18 protein-coding genes and 1 pseudogene are annotated in these 16,754 nt (G+C 57.2%); 11 read left to right on the top strand and 8 right to left on the bottom strand.

The window, feature by feature from the left end:
* Window positions 1-151: 151 nt before the first annotated feature.
* Window positions 152-592 carry an Lrp/AsnC family transcriptional regulator gene (locus tag KW849_RS25520; RefSeq protein ID WP_218431895.1) on the bottom strand — a complete coding sequence of 147 codons (441 nt, stop codon included), beginning with the start codon at window positions 590-592 and terminating at the stop codon, window positions 152-154.
* Window positions 593-731: 139 nt separating this feature from the next.
* On the opposite strand from KW849_RS25520, the gene KW849_RS25515 reads away from it, so the two are divergent.
* The 5 genes from KW849_RS25515 (at window position 732) to KW849_RS25495 (ending at window position 6,884) form a co-directional block, all read left to right on the top strand.
* Window positions 732-3,779 carry an aminotransferase class III-fold pyridoxal phosphate-dependent enzyme gene (locus KW849_RS25515; protein ID WP_218431892.1) on the top strand — a complete coding sequence of 1,016 codons (3,048 nt, stop codon included), beginning with the start codon at window positions 732-734 and terminating at the stop codon, window positions 3,777-3,779.
* 171 nt (window positions 3,780-3,950) lie between these two features.
* Complete coding sequence (locus tag KW849_RS25510) at window positions 3,951-4,739, top strand: ABC transporter substrate-binding protein (RefSeq protein WP_218431890.1); 789 nt, start codon at window positions 3,951-3,953, stop codon at window positions 4,737-4,739.
* 63 nt (window positions 4,740-4,802) lie between these two features.
* On the top strand, window positions 4,803-5,450 hold the full coding sequence (locus tag KW849_RS25505; RefSeq protein WP_218431888.1) for an amino acid ABC transporter permease: 648 nt from the start codon (window positions 4,803-4,805) through the stop codon (window positions 5,448-5,450).
* 10 nt (window positions 5,451-5,460) lie between these two features.
* The gene (locus KW849_RS25500) at window positions 5,461-6,120 is read left to right on the top strand and encodes an amino acid ABC transporter permease (RefSeq protein ID WP_218431886.1); all 660 of its coding nucleotides are present in this window, start codon (window positions 5,461-5,463) and stop codon (window positions 6,118-6,120) included.
* Window positions 6,117-6,884, top strand: coding sequence for an amino acid ABC transporter ATP-binding protein (locus KW849_RS25495; RefSeq protein WP_305729733.1), 768 nt, complete (start codon window positions 6,117-6,119; stop codon window positions 6,882-6,884). Before KW849_RS25500 ends, KW849_RS25495 begins: the two co-directional genes overlap by 4 nt.
* A 292-nt stretch (window positions 6,885-7,176) precedes the next feature.
* Here KW849_RS25495 and KW849_RS25490 read toward each other — a convergent pair whose 3' ends face one another.
* The 4 genes from KW849_RS25490 to KW849_RS25475 form a co-directional block, all read right to left on the bottom strand.
* A complete protein-coding gene (locus tag KW849_RS25490; protein ID WP_218431884.1) occupies window positions 7,177-7,602 on the bottom strand; it encodes a GNAT family N-acetyltransferase in 426 nt (141 codons plus the stop codon).
* A 274-nt stretch (window positions 7,603-7,876) separates the two neighbouring features.
* Window positions 7,877-8,932, bottom strand: coding sequence for a hypothetical protein (locus KW849_RS25485; protein ID WP_150725381.1), 1,056 nt, complete (start codon window positions 8,930-8,932; stop codon window positions 7,877-7,879).
* A gap of 96 nt (window positions 8,933-9,028) precedes the next feature.
* Window positions 9,029-9,409 (bottom strand): RidA family protein, encoded by a 381-nt coding sequence (locus tag KW849_RS25480; protein WP_218431882.1) that lies wholly within the window; start codon window positions 9,407-9,409, stop codon window positions 9,029-9,031.
* A gap of 27 nt (window positions 9,410-9,436) precedes the next feature.
* Window positions 9,437-10,573 carry an FAD-binding oxidoreductase gene (locus tag KW849_RS25475; RefSeq protein WP_218431879.1) on the bottom strand — a complete coding sequence of 379 codons (1,137 nt, stop codon included), beginning with the start codon at window positions 10,571-10,573 and terminating at the stop codon, window positions 9,437-9,439.
* A gap of 183 nt (window positions 10,574-10,756) precedes the next feature.
* On the opposite strand from KW849_RS25475, the gene KW849_RS25470 reads away from it, so the two are divergent.
* Window positions 10,757-11,371 (top strand): helix-turn-helix domain-containing protein, encoded by a 615-nt coding sequence (locus KW849_RS25470; protein ID WP_218431877.1) that lies wholly within the window; start codon window positions 10,757-10,759, stop codon window positions 11,369-11,371.
* Between the two features lie 106 nt (window positions 11,372-11,477).
* Here KW849_RS25470 and KW849_RS25465 read toward each other — a convergent pair whose 3' ends face one another.
* Complete coding sequence (locus tag KW849_RS25465; protein WP_218431875.1) at window positions 11,478-11,912, bottom strand: helix-turn-helix domain-containing protein; 435 nt, start codon at window positions 11,910-11,912, stop codon at window positions 11,478-11,480.
* An 81-nt stretch (window positions 11,913-11,993) separates the two neighbouring features.
* Between KW849_RS25465 and KW849_RS25460 the strand changes: the two genes are divergently transcribed.
* Together KW849_RS25460 and KW849_RS25455 are read left to right on the top strand one after the other, a co-directional pair.
* A complete protein-coding gene (locus tag KW849_RS25460) occupies window positions 11,994-12,488 on the top strand; it encodes a DUF2938 domain-containing protein (protein WP_218431868.1) in 495 nt (164 codons plus the stop codon).
* Between the two features lie 71 nt (window positions 12,489-12,559).
* Window positions 12,560-13,330, top strand: coding sequence for an APH(3')-II family aminoglycoside O-phosphotransferase (locus KW849_RS25455; protein ID WP_218431867.1), 771 nt, complete (start codon window positions 12,560-12,562; stop codon window positions 13,328-13,330).
* Here KW849_RS25455 and KW849_RS31515 read toward each other — a convergent pair.
* Window positions 13,313-13,426, bottom strand: a pseudogene (locus KW849_RS31515) (thiamine biosynthesis protein ThiJ); the annotation flags it as partial. The gene KW849_RS25455 and the pseudogene KW849_RS31515 overlap by 18 nt on opposite strands.
* Before the next feature lie 5 nt (window positions 13,427-13,431).
* Here KW849_RS31515 and KW849_RS31510 point away from each other — a divergent pair.
* Window positions 13,432-13,554, top strand: a complete 123-nt coding sequence (locus KW849_RS31510; RefSeq protein WP_256357372.1) for a hypothetical protein — start codon at window positions 13,432-13,434, stop codon at window positions 13,552-13,554.
* Between the two features lie 12 nt (window positions 13,555-13,566).
* Here the strand turns inward: KW849_RS31510 and KW849_RS25450 are convergent, their stop codons facing one another.
* Window positions 13,567-14,325 (bottom strand): DUF899 domain-containing protein, encoded by a 759-nt coding sequence (locus tag KW849_RS25450; protein WP_218431866.1) that lies wholly within the window; start codon window positions 14,323-14,325, stop codon window positions 13,567-13,569.
* An 84-nt stretch (window positions 14,326-14,409) separates the two neighbouring features.
* On the opposite strand from KW849_RS25450, the gene KW849_RS25445 reads away from it, so the two are divergent.
* A complete protein-coding gene (locus tag KW849_RS25445; protein WP_218431865.1) occupies window positions 14,410-15,630 on the top strand; it encodes a helix-turn-helix domain-containing protein in 1,221 nt (406 codons plus the stop codon).
* Between the two features lie 35 nt (window positions 15,631-15,665).
* On the top strand, window positions 15,666-16,298 hold the full coding sequence (locus KW849_RS25440; protein WP_218431864.1) for a DUF5074 domain-containing protein: 633 nt from the start codon (window positions 15,666-15,668) through the stop codon (window positions 16,296-16,298).
* Window positions 16,299-16,754 lie beyond the last annotated feature (456 nt).

Below are 16,754 nucleotides of genomic sequence, written 5' to 3'. Positions count from 1 at the left end.
GATTGGGTTTGCTCACTTGGGTAGAGCCGATATTAGGCGTTTGGCGGGGGCGCAAATATCGGCTCGCGGGATAAACACTGTTGCCGGATTGCTCATGAATCGAGGGGGCTATGGTGGGGAGTTGGTCTCAAGTCTTCTCCCCCCAGCCAAATCAGGAACTCTGGCGATCAATATCGCGCCGCAGAACGACAGCGGTGGTGATGTCTTCAACGGATTCGTGACTGGCTACTGCATCTCTGACCCGGTTCAGATCATCGATGGTTCGCGATTCGACCTCAATGACCAGATCGAGCTGGCCACTGACCGAGGAGACGCGTCGTACCTGCGAGTTTTGGGCAAGCAGGTCCAGCAAGCTGATGGCTGGTGTGCGTTTCAGGCATACAAGCAGGATGGCGCGAATCACGTGGGCATCGATTTCGCCGATATCAGCTCGGTAGCCTCTGATCACACCATTGCGTTCAAGGTTGATGACTCGTTCACTGGTAGCACTTCTTGAAAGCCCGATTCTCGCTGCCAGGGCCTTCAGGGCAATTCGAGCCTCTTTAGAAAGAATTTCGAGTATTTCCCGATCTTTCGTGTCCAGGTCGCGCATCAGAACTCCCTAATGTTGCTGCCGAAATTGTGCCGGTCGATTCCGGCAATATGCAGGCTGAAGCCGACCGTATACCTACTGCCGTCCAGGGCTTTGCGTGCCAAGCTATCTGAAAAAAATGGCTTGGAAAACAACTACCATGACAAATCTTTCCCATCCTGCTCCCCAGTTCTCGACCGGGGATGCCGAAAAACTGAGTGAGCAGCTTTTCAACGTTATCGGTACGGCCACGCCTCTGGATGGCGAGCGCGACCGCAACTACCGGTTGAAGACAGGAACCGATGCCGGATGGATTCTGAAGGTCGTCAACTCGACTGAGCCGCGAGTTGAAAGCGAGTTTCAAACAGCCATTCTCAGTCATCTCGCCACTCACAACCCCGAGCTTACTGTGCCTTTTCTCAAGAAAAGCCTTGCCGGTGAATACCTCGCCACTGCGGCAGCGCCCTCGGGCGAAACCCATGCGGTCCGCCTGGTGAGCTGGTTGCACGGAACGCCGCTGGCCGAGGTCAAGCGTACGTTCGAATTGATGCGCAGCCTTGGCCAGTCGTTCGGTGAGATCGACCGTGCACTTCAGGGCTTCATTCATCCGGGTGCGGTGCGTGATCTCGACTGGGATTTGCGTCACGCCGCACGTTCGCGATCCCGCCTGCACTTTGTGAAAGATCCTGGCAGAAGGGCCATTCTGGAACGCTTCATTGAAAACTTCGAACAAAGCGTCCAACCGAAGCTTTCGCGCTTGCGCGCACAAGTCATTCACAATGACGGCAATGACTGGAACATCCTCGTCGATTCCCGCAACCATCAGAAAGTCTCGGGCGTCATCGATTTCGGCGATGCGGTCCATACGATCCTGATTGCCGAAGTCGCCATTACCTGCGCCTATTCCATTCTCGACATGGAGGATCCAATCGGCGCGGCCGCCGCTCTTACTGCCGGTTTCCATGACAAGTACCCTCTGCAGCCGGAGGAGCTTGACGTCCTCTTCAATCTCATTGCGATGCGCCTGGTCACCAGCGTCACTTTGTCGGCATCGCGATACGACCGGACGCAAGACAATCCCTACCTTGGCATCAGCGAAGCGCCGGCCTGGCGTCTTCTGGAAAGGTTGGATCGCATGAACCCTCGACTGGCAACGGCGATCCTGCGCAAGGCCTGTGGTTTTGACGCGATCGAAGGCGCTGGTGCGGTTCGCCGCTGGGTTGCCGAAAACAGCAAGTCCTTCGCGGATATCGTGCGTCCATCTGCTGCAACCATGAACAAGGTCATTGCCCCGTTCGCAGATGCGTCGCATGTGATGACTATCGCTTCAGCCGAGCAGCGTCCAGCGGAGGCAACGAAGTGGTGGAATGATTTTTCTGCCGAACACAAGGTGCCGCTCGGCATCGGGCCGTGGGGCGAGGAAAGGACTATCTACACCGACACGGCGTTTGAGTCGCGATTCATCGAAGGGCAGCGTCGGATCATCCACGTCGGTGTCGACTTGATCATGCCCGCAGGAACGCCTCTCTATACGCCTGTTGCCGGTGTGGTGCAGAGCGTCGAGGTCGAGCATGAGCCGCTTGGCTATGGCGGCTTGATCATGCTCGAACACTCGCCTGAAGGTTGCCCGCCATTCCTGACGCTGTGGGGGCACATGGCTCATGAAGCCCTGGCGCGGCTCAAGCCCGGTGACCGCCTGGAGGCTGGCGCGCTTGTGGGATACATGGGCGCGGATACGGAAAATGGCGGGTGGATCCCCCATGTGCATTTTCAAATGTCCACCGACACCGGGTTGAAAGCGGGCGAGTTCATCGGCGTCGGTGAGCGGGCATATCTTGAGGTATGGGCCGACGTTTTCCCCGATGCATCGACGCTCGCGGGGATTCCTGCGGAAACCTACAGTCAGGACGGACGCACCAAGACAGAAATTGTGGCCAAGCGTAAGGAGTTGTTGCTTCCCAACCTGTCGATTTCCTATTCCGATCCGATCAAATTCGTTCGCGGTGATGGGGTCTGGTTGATCGATAACTTTGGCAGGGCGTATCTGGACTGCTTCAATAACGTGTGCCATCTCGGCCACTCCCATCCAGATGTAGTGCAAGCGCTTTCGCGGCAGGCTGCCCGTCTGAACACAAACACGCGTTACCTGCACGATAATATTGTGGAGTATGCAGAGCGGCTCACGGCTACTTTGCCCGAAGGTTTGGCGGTCGCTTCCTTCGGGTGTTCGGGAAGTGAAGCAAACAGCCTCATGCTGCGTATGGCGCGCAATCACACGGGGCGTAACGATGCAATCGTGCTGGATTGGGCTTACCACGGCACTACACAGGAACTGATTGACCTTAGCCCCTACAAATATAAGCGTAAAGCCGGTAAAGGCCCTGCAGACCATGTGTTTGAGGCGGCCGTCCCGGATGCCTACCGTGGTTTGGATCACTGGTCGTTCGAGGAACTTGGCAAGCGTTACGCCGAGAGCGTGGCGGATCAGATCGAGATCATGCGCAAGCAGGGCAGAGCTCCGGCGTTCTTTCTGGCGGAGTCCATTCCAAGTGTCGCCGGGCAACTGTTCTTCCCGGAAAACTACTTGAAAGAAGTCTACGCAATGGTGCGTGCAGAAGGCGGTCTTTGCCTGGCTGACGAAGTCCAGGTCGGCTTTGGTCGTGTAGGTAGCCACTGGTGGGCTTTTGAAACCCAGGGTGTCGTTCCCGATGCAGTATCCATGGGCAAACCCATTGGCAACGGCCATCCCATGTCGGCGGTTGTGACCACGCGTGAGATTGCAGACAGCTTCAACAATGGTATGGAGTACTTCAATACCTTTGCCGGGAGTCCGGTTTCATGCGCTGTAGGGCTCTCGGTACTCGATGTGATCGAGCGCGATAACTTGAAACTCAACGCACTGACCATTGGCAACTATCTGCTCGACGGCTTCCGTAAATTGCAGCGGCGCTACGATGCAATTGGCGATGTGCGCGGGCAGGGTCTTTTTCTCGGGATAGAACTTGTCACGGACCGCAAAACGAAAGTTCCGGCCACGCAGTTGGCCAGGCGAGTAGCCGATGGTGCCAGGGAGCGGGGCATTTTGATCGGTACTGAAGGCCCGTATGACAATGTTCTGAAAATGCGCCCATCGATGATTTTCAGTCAGGCAAATGCTGATTTTCTGCTTGAGGTCCTGGACGAAAGCTTCAAGGCCGCACTCCGGTAACCTGGTTGGACGATGTGACTACCCGACATAGTGTCGGCCAACTCCGGCAATGTGTCAGTCAGGCTGACACCTTGCCGGGTGCTTTCCAGAATTGCCTATGCAAGACTTTTCATGAAGGCCGGGTGAATAACCCCAGAAAAATAAAAAACAATTCTTCCAAGGTGCCATCCAATGCTAATTAAAAAGCTCAAGGGTTTGATTGTCGCTTCCACTGTGGCGGCTGCGGCACTACTTTCCACCTCAACTGTTCACGCTGATGATTTGAAGTCGATCCAGGATTCCAAAGAGATCCGTATCGCGATGAGCGGACAATACTCTCCCTTCAGCTTTGCAAACGAGCAGAACCAGATTGTCGGATTCGACGCCTCCATCAGCGAGGCACTGGCCGAGCGGATGGGAGTAAAAGTGACGATCATTACGACGCCATTCGACGGGATAATTGCAGGTCTTCTCGCGAAAAAATATGACGCCATTATCGCTTCCATGACCATTACCCCGGAGCGCCAGAGGGCAGTGGATTTCGTTGGGCCCTATTACCATGCTGGCCGTACGATCGTAGTGAAGGACGATTCTTCGATCAAAAGTCTTGATGATCTTAAAGATGTCGTTGTCGGCGTTACGCTTGGGGATGCTCACGATAAATGGGCCAGGGCTCGTGGCAACCTGAAAGTGAGAACGTACAAAGGTCTTCCCGAAATGCTTGTCGATCTGGACGCCGGACGTATCGACGCGATTGTGATGGACAGTGTTCCGGTGCTGGTCGCCGTCAAGGAAACAGGGCAGAAGGTTCGCATCATTACTCCACCGGACAGCGATGGCGGTATTGAAGGCATGGGCATTGCGCTGCGTAAAAATAACCCTGAGCTCAAGGCGACGATGCAGAAAGCGCTTGAAGACATGCTCGCCGACGGCACCTACGAAAAGATCTCGATGAAGTGGATTGGCAACGATATCCGCTGATTCATGTTCAGCATGGCTCGACTTGTCGTCGGGCCAGCCAATCCGACTTTTCCGAGCGTGCTCATGGATCTGACTCTCATACAGCGAACATTCCCGTTTTTCCTGGAGGCGGCCTGGATTACGGTGCAGATCTCTGTACTTGCTCTTTTGCTTGGTTTTCTGGTCGCAATAGTGCTGGTTGCTGCCCGGTTGTCTACTGTTCTCATATTTCGATACCTTGCAAGGCTCTACATAAGTGTTTTTCGTGGCACTCCCTGCCTGGTTCAACTGTTTCTCATTTACTTCGGTGGACCACAGATCGGGCTTGAGCTGGAGCCTTTTGCTGCGGGTGTAATCGGCTTGGGTCTGAACATTGCTGCTTATATGGCGGAATCTATTCGTGGCGCTATCACCAACGTTGACCCGGGCCAGGAAGAAGCTGCACGTTCAATTGGTTTCGGGCGGGGCCAAACCTTGTGGTTTATCACGCTGCCACAAGCTGCAAAGTTGATGATAAGGCCGCTGGGAGTCAACGCCGTGGCTCTTATCAAGGGTTCTGCACTGGTGTCGACGATCTCTGTTGTTGAACTTTCATATACAGCGCAACGCTTTATCAGTTCAACGTACAAGCCTTTTGAGATTTTCATGGTGTCTGCACTGCTCTACATTGTGATGGTCTACTCGGTTAGATTTATTGTTGACTATCTCGATAATCGCTTCGCGGCAAGGTGAGAGTGTTCATATGCAAAGCCTGGACCTTAGTATAGTTACACCTTATTCCGAGCTGCTTGCGACCGGTCTTTGGTGGACGGTTGTGATGTTTTTAAGTTCCAGCATATTGAGTTTGATGGCGGGGACAGCCTTTGCGCTTATTGTTATTTATGCGCCTAAAATTCTAGCTCTGCCCGTGCGCTTTATTACATGGTTGCTCATGGGAACTCCACTCCTTCTTCAGTTGTACTTGATTTATTATGGTCTTGTGCAAGTGGGAATTGATATTCCTGCCTTGGTGGCTGGCGTCATAGGCCTTAGTTTGCACTTCGCTGTCTACAATGCCGATGTTATTCGTGCCGGTGTGATGTCTGTAGACCCGGGTCAGATTGAAGGTGCCCGGTCCATTGGCCTCAGTCGTGGACAGACTCAGCGTTATGTCATCGTGCCGCAAGCGCTCCGCAGGACTATTGCACCGCTGGGAAATAATCTGATTGTCCTGTTGAAGGACACCTCTCTGGTTTCCATAATCGGTATTGCCGAGTTGGTATACAGTGCGCAACTTGCCGTGAGCGAGACCTATAGCCCGTTTGAGTTTTATCTGACTGTTGCGGTTATTTATTATGCAGCCAATCTTGTTCTCGAAGCCGGCTTGCATATTCTCGAAAACAAGGTAGAGATGTCACGATGATCAGAAAGGAACTCATGGTTGAGGTGAAGAGCGCTCGCAAGGCTTACGGAGCACTTGAAGTACTCAAGGGAATCGATCTTTCCGTATCTCGTGGACAAATCGTCGCCATTATCGGCCCAAGTGGATCTGGCAAAAGCACGCTTCTGCGGTCAATCAACCACCTGGAAGTGCTTGACGATGGCGAGATCTGGTTAGAGGGTCAGCAAGTCAATCGGCCATTGAAAGGTCGTGCGTTTGAACAGCATATAAACGCTGTGCGTCAGCAGATGGGCATGGTATTTCAACACTTCAATCTATTTCCGCACTTGACCGTATATGAAAACATCGCTCTTGGCCCGATAAAACTCAAGGGGCTTACTAAAAAAGCATCTCGCGAATTGGCAATGGAATATTTGTCAAAAGTCGGATTGTCCAACAAGTTCGATGAGTATCCTTCTCGCCTGTCGGGTGGACAGAAACAGCGCGTAGCCATAGCAAGGGCACTGGCGATGCAACCAAAAGTCATGCTGTTCGATGAGGCTACATCGGCACTGGACCCTGAGCTTGTCGAAGAGGTCAACCAGGTCATGAAACAACTCGCTGCAGAGCACATGACGATGTTGATCGTCACCCATGAAATGCGCTTTGCAGGCGAAGTGGCAGACCGGATTGTCTTTATGGACGGCGGGGTTGTGGTGGAGGAGGGGGCACCGCAAGAGATCCTGCAAAACCCTGTCCAGGAACGAACCCGGTCGTTCTTGAAAAAACATCTGCACGATAGATAAGTTGCGCTTTCGCTTCTGAACGCCCGGGGTAGGCGCGATCAAACGCCGAAGTTACGACGCAGGCAATGGACCGAATCGCTTTTGGAGCTGCTGATCTTCATCGGCGGTACGGTTTGAGATCGCGGATGGTACGGAGTACCCGCCGGGGTTGCGCCAGCTATTGATTGCTCCTTGTCCGTCTTCCCATCGAAAATCACGGGCCCTTAACGACGCAAGGTCAGTTGGGCAGACGCTTACGCTGAAGCTAGCGCGACCTGTCGTTTTCCTTTCGCCTGTAGCTACATTAGTCAGATTAGGCGACCCAGCGCATCACCTTCTCAAGGTGGCCAGTGTGCGCGTCCAGTTGTTCATTGAGAACTACAAAGCCCTGCTTCTCATAGAAATGGATACCAGGCGCATTCGCCGAATACACAGTCAGCAGTAGAGTTGACTTGGATGCCATGGCGTCCGCGAGAAGCTGCGTACCTATACCGTCCCCCTGACGTTCAGGCGATACGAATAGCGCCGCAAGTGTGTCTCCATAGACAGAGCAGAATCCTACTACCGTCCCGTCTGCCTCAAACACTCGGGACATGGCGCCGGGTAGGTAGACCTCACGCATAGCAGCAAGCTGGCTACGCCAGAATTCGGGGGCTATGAAGTGATGCGCCTGGATTGACGCTCGTAGCCAAATGTCCAATACGGGCTCTAGGTCAACGTTTCGAAAGTAGCGGATCATGAGGCCTCAACGATTGAGTCAGGAAGAAAACATTGTGCCAAATGCGTGCTCCACGCAACGGTCCTCCGTTTGCAGATCTACCTGGCACTGATTCTGATCGATCAGCAATACATGGGGCTGGAACTGTGACCGCCAACGCCAGCACCGGTTTGCTCTGGACGCTGACAGTCTATTTGGGCCGCTGGCATGAGTATCGCCTCGTACGGCCTGCCGATTCCGTTGATGGTCATGTCGCACTGATCGTTTTTTTGCTCAGCACGCCACTATCGACTGATTAAGCCTGGGCCAGGCGTCCTACGCGTAACCAGCCAACGACCACTGCGCCAATCAGCAAAAAGCCCAGGTAGCCAAAGAGTGGATAGACCTGGCCCACCAGGTTGACAAACCCGACCAGGCTGCCGACGAAAGCCAGTGCGCCAGCGGCCGCTGAGCCGACGCGGAATTTGCGAGTGCCTGCCGGCAGTAGCCGGGCCGAAAAGGAATACAAGGTACCGACGGCCGTGTTGACGATCATCAGGAAAATGATCACCGCCATCAGCAGACCGAGTACCGGCGAAACCTCCGTGGCGATGGACAGCATGGGCATTGGCAAATCCGCCACGCTGTCCAGGCGTGACAGCAATCCCAGGCTCATCACCAGCATCAGCAGCCCCAGCAACGCGCCACCGAAGATGCCACCCCAGATGGCTTGCTTCTCGGATTTTGCGGCGCCGCCCATGATCGCCAGAAACGGCACCCCGGCCACGATGTTGTAAGACACGTACAATAACGCTCCCAGCAGCCAATGGCTTGCGCCAGCGTCTTGCTGGCTGGCCAGTTGATTGAGTTCACCGAAACTCAAACCCCGGGTGGCGACGCCATAAAGGGCTACCGCTACCGCCGTCAGGATCAGCAGCGGAGTGACGGCGCCGATCATGCCAATGACCTTCTGCACATCCAGGCACACGATGGCGACCACGATCAGGGTCACCGCCACGCTGCCGAACATGGCGGGGATACCGAACTGTTGTTCCAGCAAGGCTCCGCCGCCGGCCAACATGACCACGGTCACCGCAAACATGAAAAAGGTGATCATCAGGTCGACAAAGGTGCCCAGGTAGCGTCCGCACAGTGCATACACCACGTCCTTATGGGACCTTGCCCGCAGTCGGCTACCCATGCCCGCCAATGCCATCCCGAGAAAGGTGAAGAGCGCGGCGCTGACCACCGCCCCGAGCAGTCCCCATACGCCGAAATCCACGAACATCATCTGCAGCTCCCGACCGGAAGCGAATCCTGCACCGACAATCACACCGACAAATGCACCGGCTATTTTCAGACTTTCTTTCATGACGATTTCCCTCAAATTGTTTTTGTTATGGCTTATGGGGACAACCACTGTTCATGGCCCTCCCGGGGCATCGCACTGGCAAACAGCGGGGGTGGATCAGCGGGCGCCGACCCAGGCCTGGACTTCGATCTCCACATCGACCCCCAGCGCCAACTGGGCGCCGCCGACCGTGGAGCGCACCGGAAAACCGTTCTGGAAGTGGCGCTTGTACACCTCGTTGAAACCGGCGAAATGTTGCATGTCCGATAGCCACACCGTGGCCTTCACCACCTGATCAAAACCCACCCCGCATTCGGCCAGGGTCTCGCCGATGCGGGCCATGGCGGCCTCGGTTTGCTCGCGGATATCACCGAGCACCACCTCGCCCAGAGGGGTCATCGGTACTTGCCCTGAGAGGAACAAAAAATCGCCGACCCGAATGGCCTTGGAGAACGGGTAGGGCAGGTGGCTGGGGTAACGCTGGAGATTGTCAGACATGGTATGGAACCTCATTGGGATGAATGATTAACGCAGGCGGCCAGGTGCCAGGCGTTGTGGCTCGACGCCCTGGCGGCGCAGTGTTTCGGGTAGGGGTTGATCGAGCAATTGGGCACAGGCCAATTGCGATACGCCGGCCGCGGACTGAATGCCATAACCGCCCTGTGCCGCCAGCCAGAAGAAGCCTTCGCGGTGATCGTCCCAGCCGACCACCAGATCACCGTCGGCGACGAACGAGCGCAGGCCGGCCCAGCTGTGGCGTGGGCGGCGGATGGTCAAGGAGGTGGCGGCTTCGATGTGGTAGATCCCGGTGGCGATGTCCAGCTCTTCGGGCATCACGTCCTGTGGCGGGACGGGATCGGCGTTGGCCGGCGAGCCAAGCAGTTGGCCAGCGTCCGGTTTGAAGTAAAAACTTTCGTCGATGCCGATCACCGCAGGCCATCGCGAGAAGTCCATGCCCTCAGGGCCGTCGAAGGTAAAGGCGGTGCGTCGGCAGGGCTGCATCCCAATGGGCTTCACACCGCATTGCTGCGCCACCTGGTCGGCCCAGGCACCTGCGGCGTTCACCAGATTGCGTGCGCGCAACTGGCGGCCGTCGGCCAGTGTCAGGTGCCAGTGTCGACCTTCGCGGGTGGCGACGCTCAGTTGGGCGTCGCACTGCAGCACGCCACCGGCTCGGCGCATGGCCCGCAAAAAACCTTGGTGCAGCGCGTGGACGTCCAGGTCACGGGCGTCGGTTTCGAGCATCGCCCCGACAATCGCCTCTGGGCGCAGGCACGGCACTAACGCGAGGGCGTGCTCGGTATCAATCAATGAAACATTACCAGCCTGTGCCCGGCTGACTTCGAAGGTTTGTTTCAGGAGGGATTGCTGCCCCTCGCCTGCGACGTACAGGCAGCCGCGAGGTTCCAGCAGCGCATGCTCGGTGAAGTCAGTTGGCGGTTGCTCATAGAAGTCCCGGCTGGCGCGGGTCAATGCCTGGATCTGCGGTGTGCCATAGCTTTCCATGAACATCGCGGCGGAGCGTCCGGTGGCGTGATAACCCGGCTGGCTCTCACGCTCGAGCACCACAACGCTGGCTTGCCCGGCCAAGCGATAGGCCAGGGAGGCCCCCGCAATACCACCGCCGATGATGGCGAAATCGAAACATTCGCTGTCGTGCATACCGAAGTACCTCCTGTCTCTGGGGATGGGGAAGAAATGTTCCTCCCTCTATTTTTATAATTCTCAGATAAGAGAAATGTAAGATATGAGAATTTCCCAGTCAACCCATTACCTTGAGGTATTATTCCAGCCCCTGCCTTGGCTCAGTTCCGGGCACCGTTTTTTGTACGATAGAGAGTCTGCATGAGTTCCGATCGAGTCTCGTGTTCCACGGACCATCCTTTGATAGACCGCGCTCAGGTCGGTGCCCGCTTGCGTGTCATCCGCAAAAAACAGAAGTTGACGCTTAAACAACTGTCTGAGCGTTCAGGCGTGGCGCTGTCGACCTTGTCGAAGATGGAGCTGGCGCAAGTGTCGGTGAGTTACGAAAAACTCGCGGCCGCAGCTCGGGCCCTGAGTGTGGACATTTCCCAGCTTTTCAGTCCGACCAAGGCGAGCGTCAGTGCTGTACAGCCCACGGTGGTCAGCACCGCCATCGACAGTACTGCGGGTTACAGCACGGGCAATTACGAATATCACCCGATGGCGGGAGATTTCCCCGGGCGCAGTATGACGCCCATGTACGCGCGGATCTGTGCGCGCGAACTGAATCAGTTCGAAGACTATATCCGTCACCCCGGACAAGAGTTCGTCGTCGTCCTTTCAGGTCGTGTGCGCATTCAATTCGAAACGGGTGAATCCCTCAGCATTGGCTGTCGAGAAACAGCCTATTTCAACAGCTCAATAGGTCATATTTATCTGGCTGAAGGCGAGGATGGCGCCGACGCTGAAGTGATGGTGGTGATGTCGGAGTATTGACGCTGAGGGGGGCTGTCAGATCCAGGTTGAACTCACATTCCAGCTCGAGATAGGGACTGCCATATTCCAAGGACGCCAGGAACTCCATTGCGCTCGTGCGGTGTGCTCAAGGCCGAACGGGCGCAGGATGTGGCGCCGAATGCCTGCCCCGTTTAAAGACACCAGCCGCTGCGACCTTGAGTAACCGATGAAATCTCGGGCATTCTGCGTGGTTAGGGGCTGGACATGCAGCCGCATGCCGCAATCCCCGGCTCATCGCCTGTAGTTGCTTGACGGTCGCATCAATCTCATCCGCCTTGGCCAAAAGCACGTCTCTATCAACAACTGCCTTACCATTCGGGGAAAGCATGGCACGTATCTCGTCCAGTGAGAGACCGCCTGCCTGTCCGAGTGCGATAACAGCCAACTGCTCAACCACGGCAGACGCAAACTGGCGGCGAGCCCCGCGCGGGCTGACTGACGCGATCAAGCCTTTCTTCTCGTAGAAACGCAATGTGTGGGCAGGAATTCCCGTGCGTTTGACGACCTCAGTGATATCCATTTTCAGCCCATTGACTTGAAGTTGACTTCAACTTCTATCATGCATCGGCAAGATTAATTGGTCCATGAACAAGAGGTAGGTATGGCATCGCTGGAAGTGGTTGCACACGTTTTTCTGTTGGGGGTTGGCGCTACCGTCGTCATGGATTTGTGGATGTTCCTCATGAAGGCCTTTGGCGTTCCTACGCTGAATTTCGCTTTCGTCGGGCGCTGGGCAGGTCATGTATGCCAAGGAAAATTCGCTCATGCCAGCATTGGACAAGCGATGCCGGTGCGAGGTGAAGTGGTCCTGGGCTGGGTGGCGCACTACGCCACGGGTGTTGCTTTCGCGGTGTTACTGGCGTGCATTCAAGGAGTCGCCTGGCTGCAGGAACCAACTTTCCTGCCAGCAGTCGCTTTGGGCGTGGCAACAGTGGCAGTCCCGCTTTTTGTTATACAGCCCGCCATGGGGGCAGGATTTGCATCCTCCAAGACGCCGACGCCGGCCAAGAACTGCATGCGCAGTTTAATAAATCATGCCGTCTTTGGCGTTGGCCTCTACTTGTCCGCGGTGGTGATTGCCTTGGCTTCGAAGTGAGCAGGGTTTGAGTCTTGCTTGTCGTGCAACCGACTGGCAGTAAATCCGCCAACACTTGAGTAAGTGACAGTATGTACATTCCTACCCAATGGTCCCAAATAGTCAGTGGGGCGCCTATTGAACGACAAACTATCGGAGAGTCAGGAGCCGAGGTTTCTCGCATCCGCTGCATCAATGGGGAACACCTGTTCGTGAAGTCCGAACCCATTGGCGTACACAGTGAGCTGCCGGAAGAGATTGAGCGTCTTCGTTGGATGAACCGGCTTGACCTGCCTGGGCCAACAGTTCTTGATGCTACGACAGAAAACAATCGCCATTGGTTACTCATGAGTGCCGTCCCTGGACATGATCTGGCCAGTGCCAACGATTTGTCTCCACCCCAAGTCATCAGCATCCTGGCGGTGGCACTACGTACTCTGCACCAGATGCCAATTGAGACATGTCCCTTTGATCACCCCTTGGAGCAGCGCATAGCCGCCGCCAGGAGTCGAGTGAGTGCCGGGCTCGTTGACGAGGCAGACTTTGACGATGAGCGGCTGGGTCGGACCGCTGGGGATGTTTTCGCAGAGATGCTGTCGACGCTCCCTGAAACCTATGATCTTGCGGTCACCCACGGCGATGCCTGCCTACCGAATTTCATGGTCGAAGGAAGCAGCTTTACCGGCTACATCGACTGCGGCCGGCTAGGCATCAGTGACATCTATCAAGATCTTGCACTGGCTGCCCGAAGCATAGAGCGCAACCTTGGACAGGCATGGGTAGCGCCATTTTTTCGCGCCTATGGTGTAGAGCCAGATCAGCAACGTATAGCGTTTTACTGTTTGCTAGACGAGTTCTACTGATGAGCCGACTTCTCCTTGTCGGATGCTGAGCCCGATCAAGGCATCATAGAGCTCTTGCTGCCCAGCTGGCAGAACCGGGAGCAGCGTCGCGCGGCGACTTTGTGCCGCGCTACACCCTGGACCGTGCCGAGGGATGGCAGGAATGGGCGACCCGGCGCTGGGTCTCCCAGACCAAGCCTGCGCCGGTGGACAAACTGGCGGACGTCTACATCAGCAGTCAGTGACACCGCTGGCGCTCATTGGTACTCATCATGCCGGCGCCACCAGGGCCCCGTTTCATTGCGCCCCTTGGGTGCGCGGTCGAGCCATTGGTACATGCCCCACAACCCGTCCAGGCCCCGGGCGTAGGTGGAATAGGTGTGATAGATCTCGCCGTCTTCCAGCACAAACGTACTCAGTCCTGGCCTGTCGCGGGTATAGGTCGGGGCATCGGTGCCACAGGTTGCGGCGAACTGTTTCACCGGTTCCGGAACTTCACTGGCGTCCATGGCATGGCCGCCGCGCTGGTAGTTGTACTCGACCAGCCCTTCACGCTGCTGCGCCTCGGTGAAGTAAACGTTGAAGTCGGCGGTGAAGTCGCTGTCGGCGGCCGAAGCCCAGGGGAAAGTCCAGCCCATTCGGCGCTTGTAGGCCTGCAGTTTCGCCAACGGCGCGCGGGATATGGCCATCAGGGTCACGTCGTGGTTCGCCAGGTGAACGACGATGGGGTCGAAACTATCGGCGATGGCTGAGCAGGACGGGCAGCCAGCCGTGTAGTCGGGCCCGAACATGAAGTGGTAGACCAGCAGTTGCGAGCGCCCTTGAAAGAGCTCGGCCAGGGTTGCGCTGCCGTTGTCGGTATCGAAACGGTACGTCTTGTCGAGGCGAACCCATGGCAATGCCTGGCGTTGCCTGGCGACTTCATCGCTGCGTCGGGTCAGGGCCTTTTCCGCTTCGAGCAGTTGCAGGCGTGCTGCCAGCCATTGTTCCCGGGTCGCGGTATTGTGCGTGTTCATCGTTGTACGCTCCTGGTGAAAGGTCGTGATTTAGACTAAACCCGGGTATCGAATGAGGGGAGTGACAAGTGTGGCGGGATTTCGATGGACTCGATGATCATGGCAGCCGCACAGGCGCTGGCGGCGGGCAATCCGCTGGGCGCACTGGACCGTGTGGCCTTGCGCGACGATGCGCCGGCGCTGGCCCTGCGCGGTATCGCCATGGCGCAACTGGGCGATCTGGTGCGGGCCCGGGCGCTGGTCAAGCGTGCGCAACGGGCCTTTGCGCCCAGGGAAGTGCTGGCCCGTGCGCGCTGTGTGGTGGCCGAGGCCGAAATCGCCCTGGCTTCGCGGGAACTCGGGTGGCCGGTCAAGGCGCTCGAAACGGCGCGGGTCACCCTTGAACACCACGGTGATCGGGTCAATGCCGCCCATGCGCGGTATCTGCAAATCCGCCGGTTGCTGCTGATCGGTCAGCTCGATGAGGCGCAGCAGCGACTGGCCGAACTCGATCCCGGGCCATTGCCGCCGGCATTGCGTGCGACCCATGAACTGGTACTGGCGGGTATTGCCATTCGACGCCTGCAATCGAACGCGGCACGGGACGCATTGACCAGGGCCGGGCAAGCGGCCGGTCAAGCGGGGATTGCCGCGCTGATGGCCGAGGTCGAACACGCTGCGCGCCTGCTCGATGCCCCCGCGGCACGCCTGATTGCCCAGGGTGAGGCACGGCCGCTGTTGCTCGGTGAAGTTCAAGCGTTGCTCGGTTCAACGTCGCTGGTGGTGGATGCCTGCCGGTACGCTGTGCGTGGCTGTGGCATGTCGGTGTCGCTCGCGACGCGGCCGATTCTGTTCATGCTTGCCCGCGCGTTGGCCGAAGCGTGGCCCGCCGACGTAGCGCGGGAAACGCTGATCGCGCGGGCGTTCCGCTTGAAGCTCTCGGATGAATCCCATCGCGCCCGGCTTCGCGTGGAAATCGGCAGGCTGCGTCAAGCACTCAAGCCCTTGGCCGGCATCACCGCGACGGCTCGCGGTTTTGCCCTGCAATCACCGGTGTGTACGCAGGTGGTGACACTCGCGCCGCCGGTCGAGGAAAAATTTGCCGCGGTATGCGCCTGCCTCGCCGATGGCGAGTCGTGGTCGAGCTCCGCCCTGGCATTGGCGCTGGGCACCAGCCAGCGCACGGTACAGCGCACACTCGATACACTGGCAGAGGAGGGTAAGGTGCAATGGTTTGGCCGTGGTCGCGCGCGGCGCTGGATGACGCCGCCCGTGCCGGGATTCGCGACGACCTTGTTACTCCCGGTGCCGCCGCCCGGTGGCTAGGATGAACGCCACCAACCCCAATGAGGAATGCCGGAATGAAACACGCAACTGCTGAGATCATTCGTGAATATGGCCCGTTTGCCGAGGTCGACCATGTGTGCGGCGTCACCTGGGACGGCGAAAAGGTCTGGTTCGCCAGCAACAGCAAAATCAACGCCCTGGACCCGGAAAGCGGCAAGGTGCTGAGCTCTATCGATGTCGCTGCCCATGCCGGCACCGCGTTCGATGGCGAGCACCTGTTCCAGATCGCCGAAGACCGCATCGACAAAATCGACCCCCGCACCGGCCGTATCCTCGCCACGATTCCCGCTCCCGGCGCAGGCACCGATTCGGGACTGACCTGGGCCGAAGGGACGTTGTGGGTGGGCCAGTACCGCGAACGCAAGATCCACCAGATCGATCCCGAGACCGGCAAGATCCTGCGCACCATCGAATCCAACCGTTTCGTCACCGGCGTGACCTGGGTGCAAGGTTCGCTGTGGCATGGCACCTGGGAGGGCGACGAAAGTGAACTGCGGCGCATCGACTCGCAAACCGGTGAAGTGCTGGAAAGCCTCAAGATGCCGGAAGGTGTCGGCGTGTCGGGGCTGGAGTCCGATGGCGGCGAGCGGTTGTTCTGCGGTGGCGGCGACAGCGGCAAGGTGAGGGTGGTGCGTCGGCCTGCCTGAGGCACCGATGTTGGATGTACCGGCCCCTTCGCTGTGTAGGAGCGAGCTTGCTCGCGAAGGGGCCGTTAGCTTCAACATCAATGCTGACTGATACTCCGCTTTCGTCTGAACGCCGCCCGGAGCAAGCTCGCTCCTACACAGCGAAGGCGGCGTGTCAGACACCATCAATGTTGGATGTGCAGCCCTTTTCAAACCGCGCTGCAGGCTTAGTTTTTTTCAATCCTGCCGTGTTTTCTGCTGGTCGAAATCGGTCTAAAAGCCTGGTTGGCAATCGTGCCTGTTTTGCTATCCTCAACCTTGTAGGTGAAGACGCAGACTGATGCGCAAAAGGATAGCAAGGAGACGTGGGGCGCGTTCCGAAGGGTACACGGTTAGAAAGATCCCCGCGCTGGGATCCAGCCCTTATGCCGTGTGAAGCAGAAGAGTTCCAAGACAGATTCACGGCTCTTTTGTGGG

The sequence above is a fragment of the Pseudomonas sp. PDM26 genome, assembly GCF_019219185.1.
Taxonomy (GTDB): domain Bacteria; phylum Pseudomonadota; class Gammaproteobacteria; order Pseudomonadales; family Pseudomonadaceae; genus Aquipseudomonas.
The sequence above is the reverse complement of the archived record's forward strand: the minus strand, read 5'-3'. Positions and strand labels throughout refer to the sequence as shown.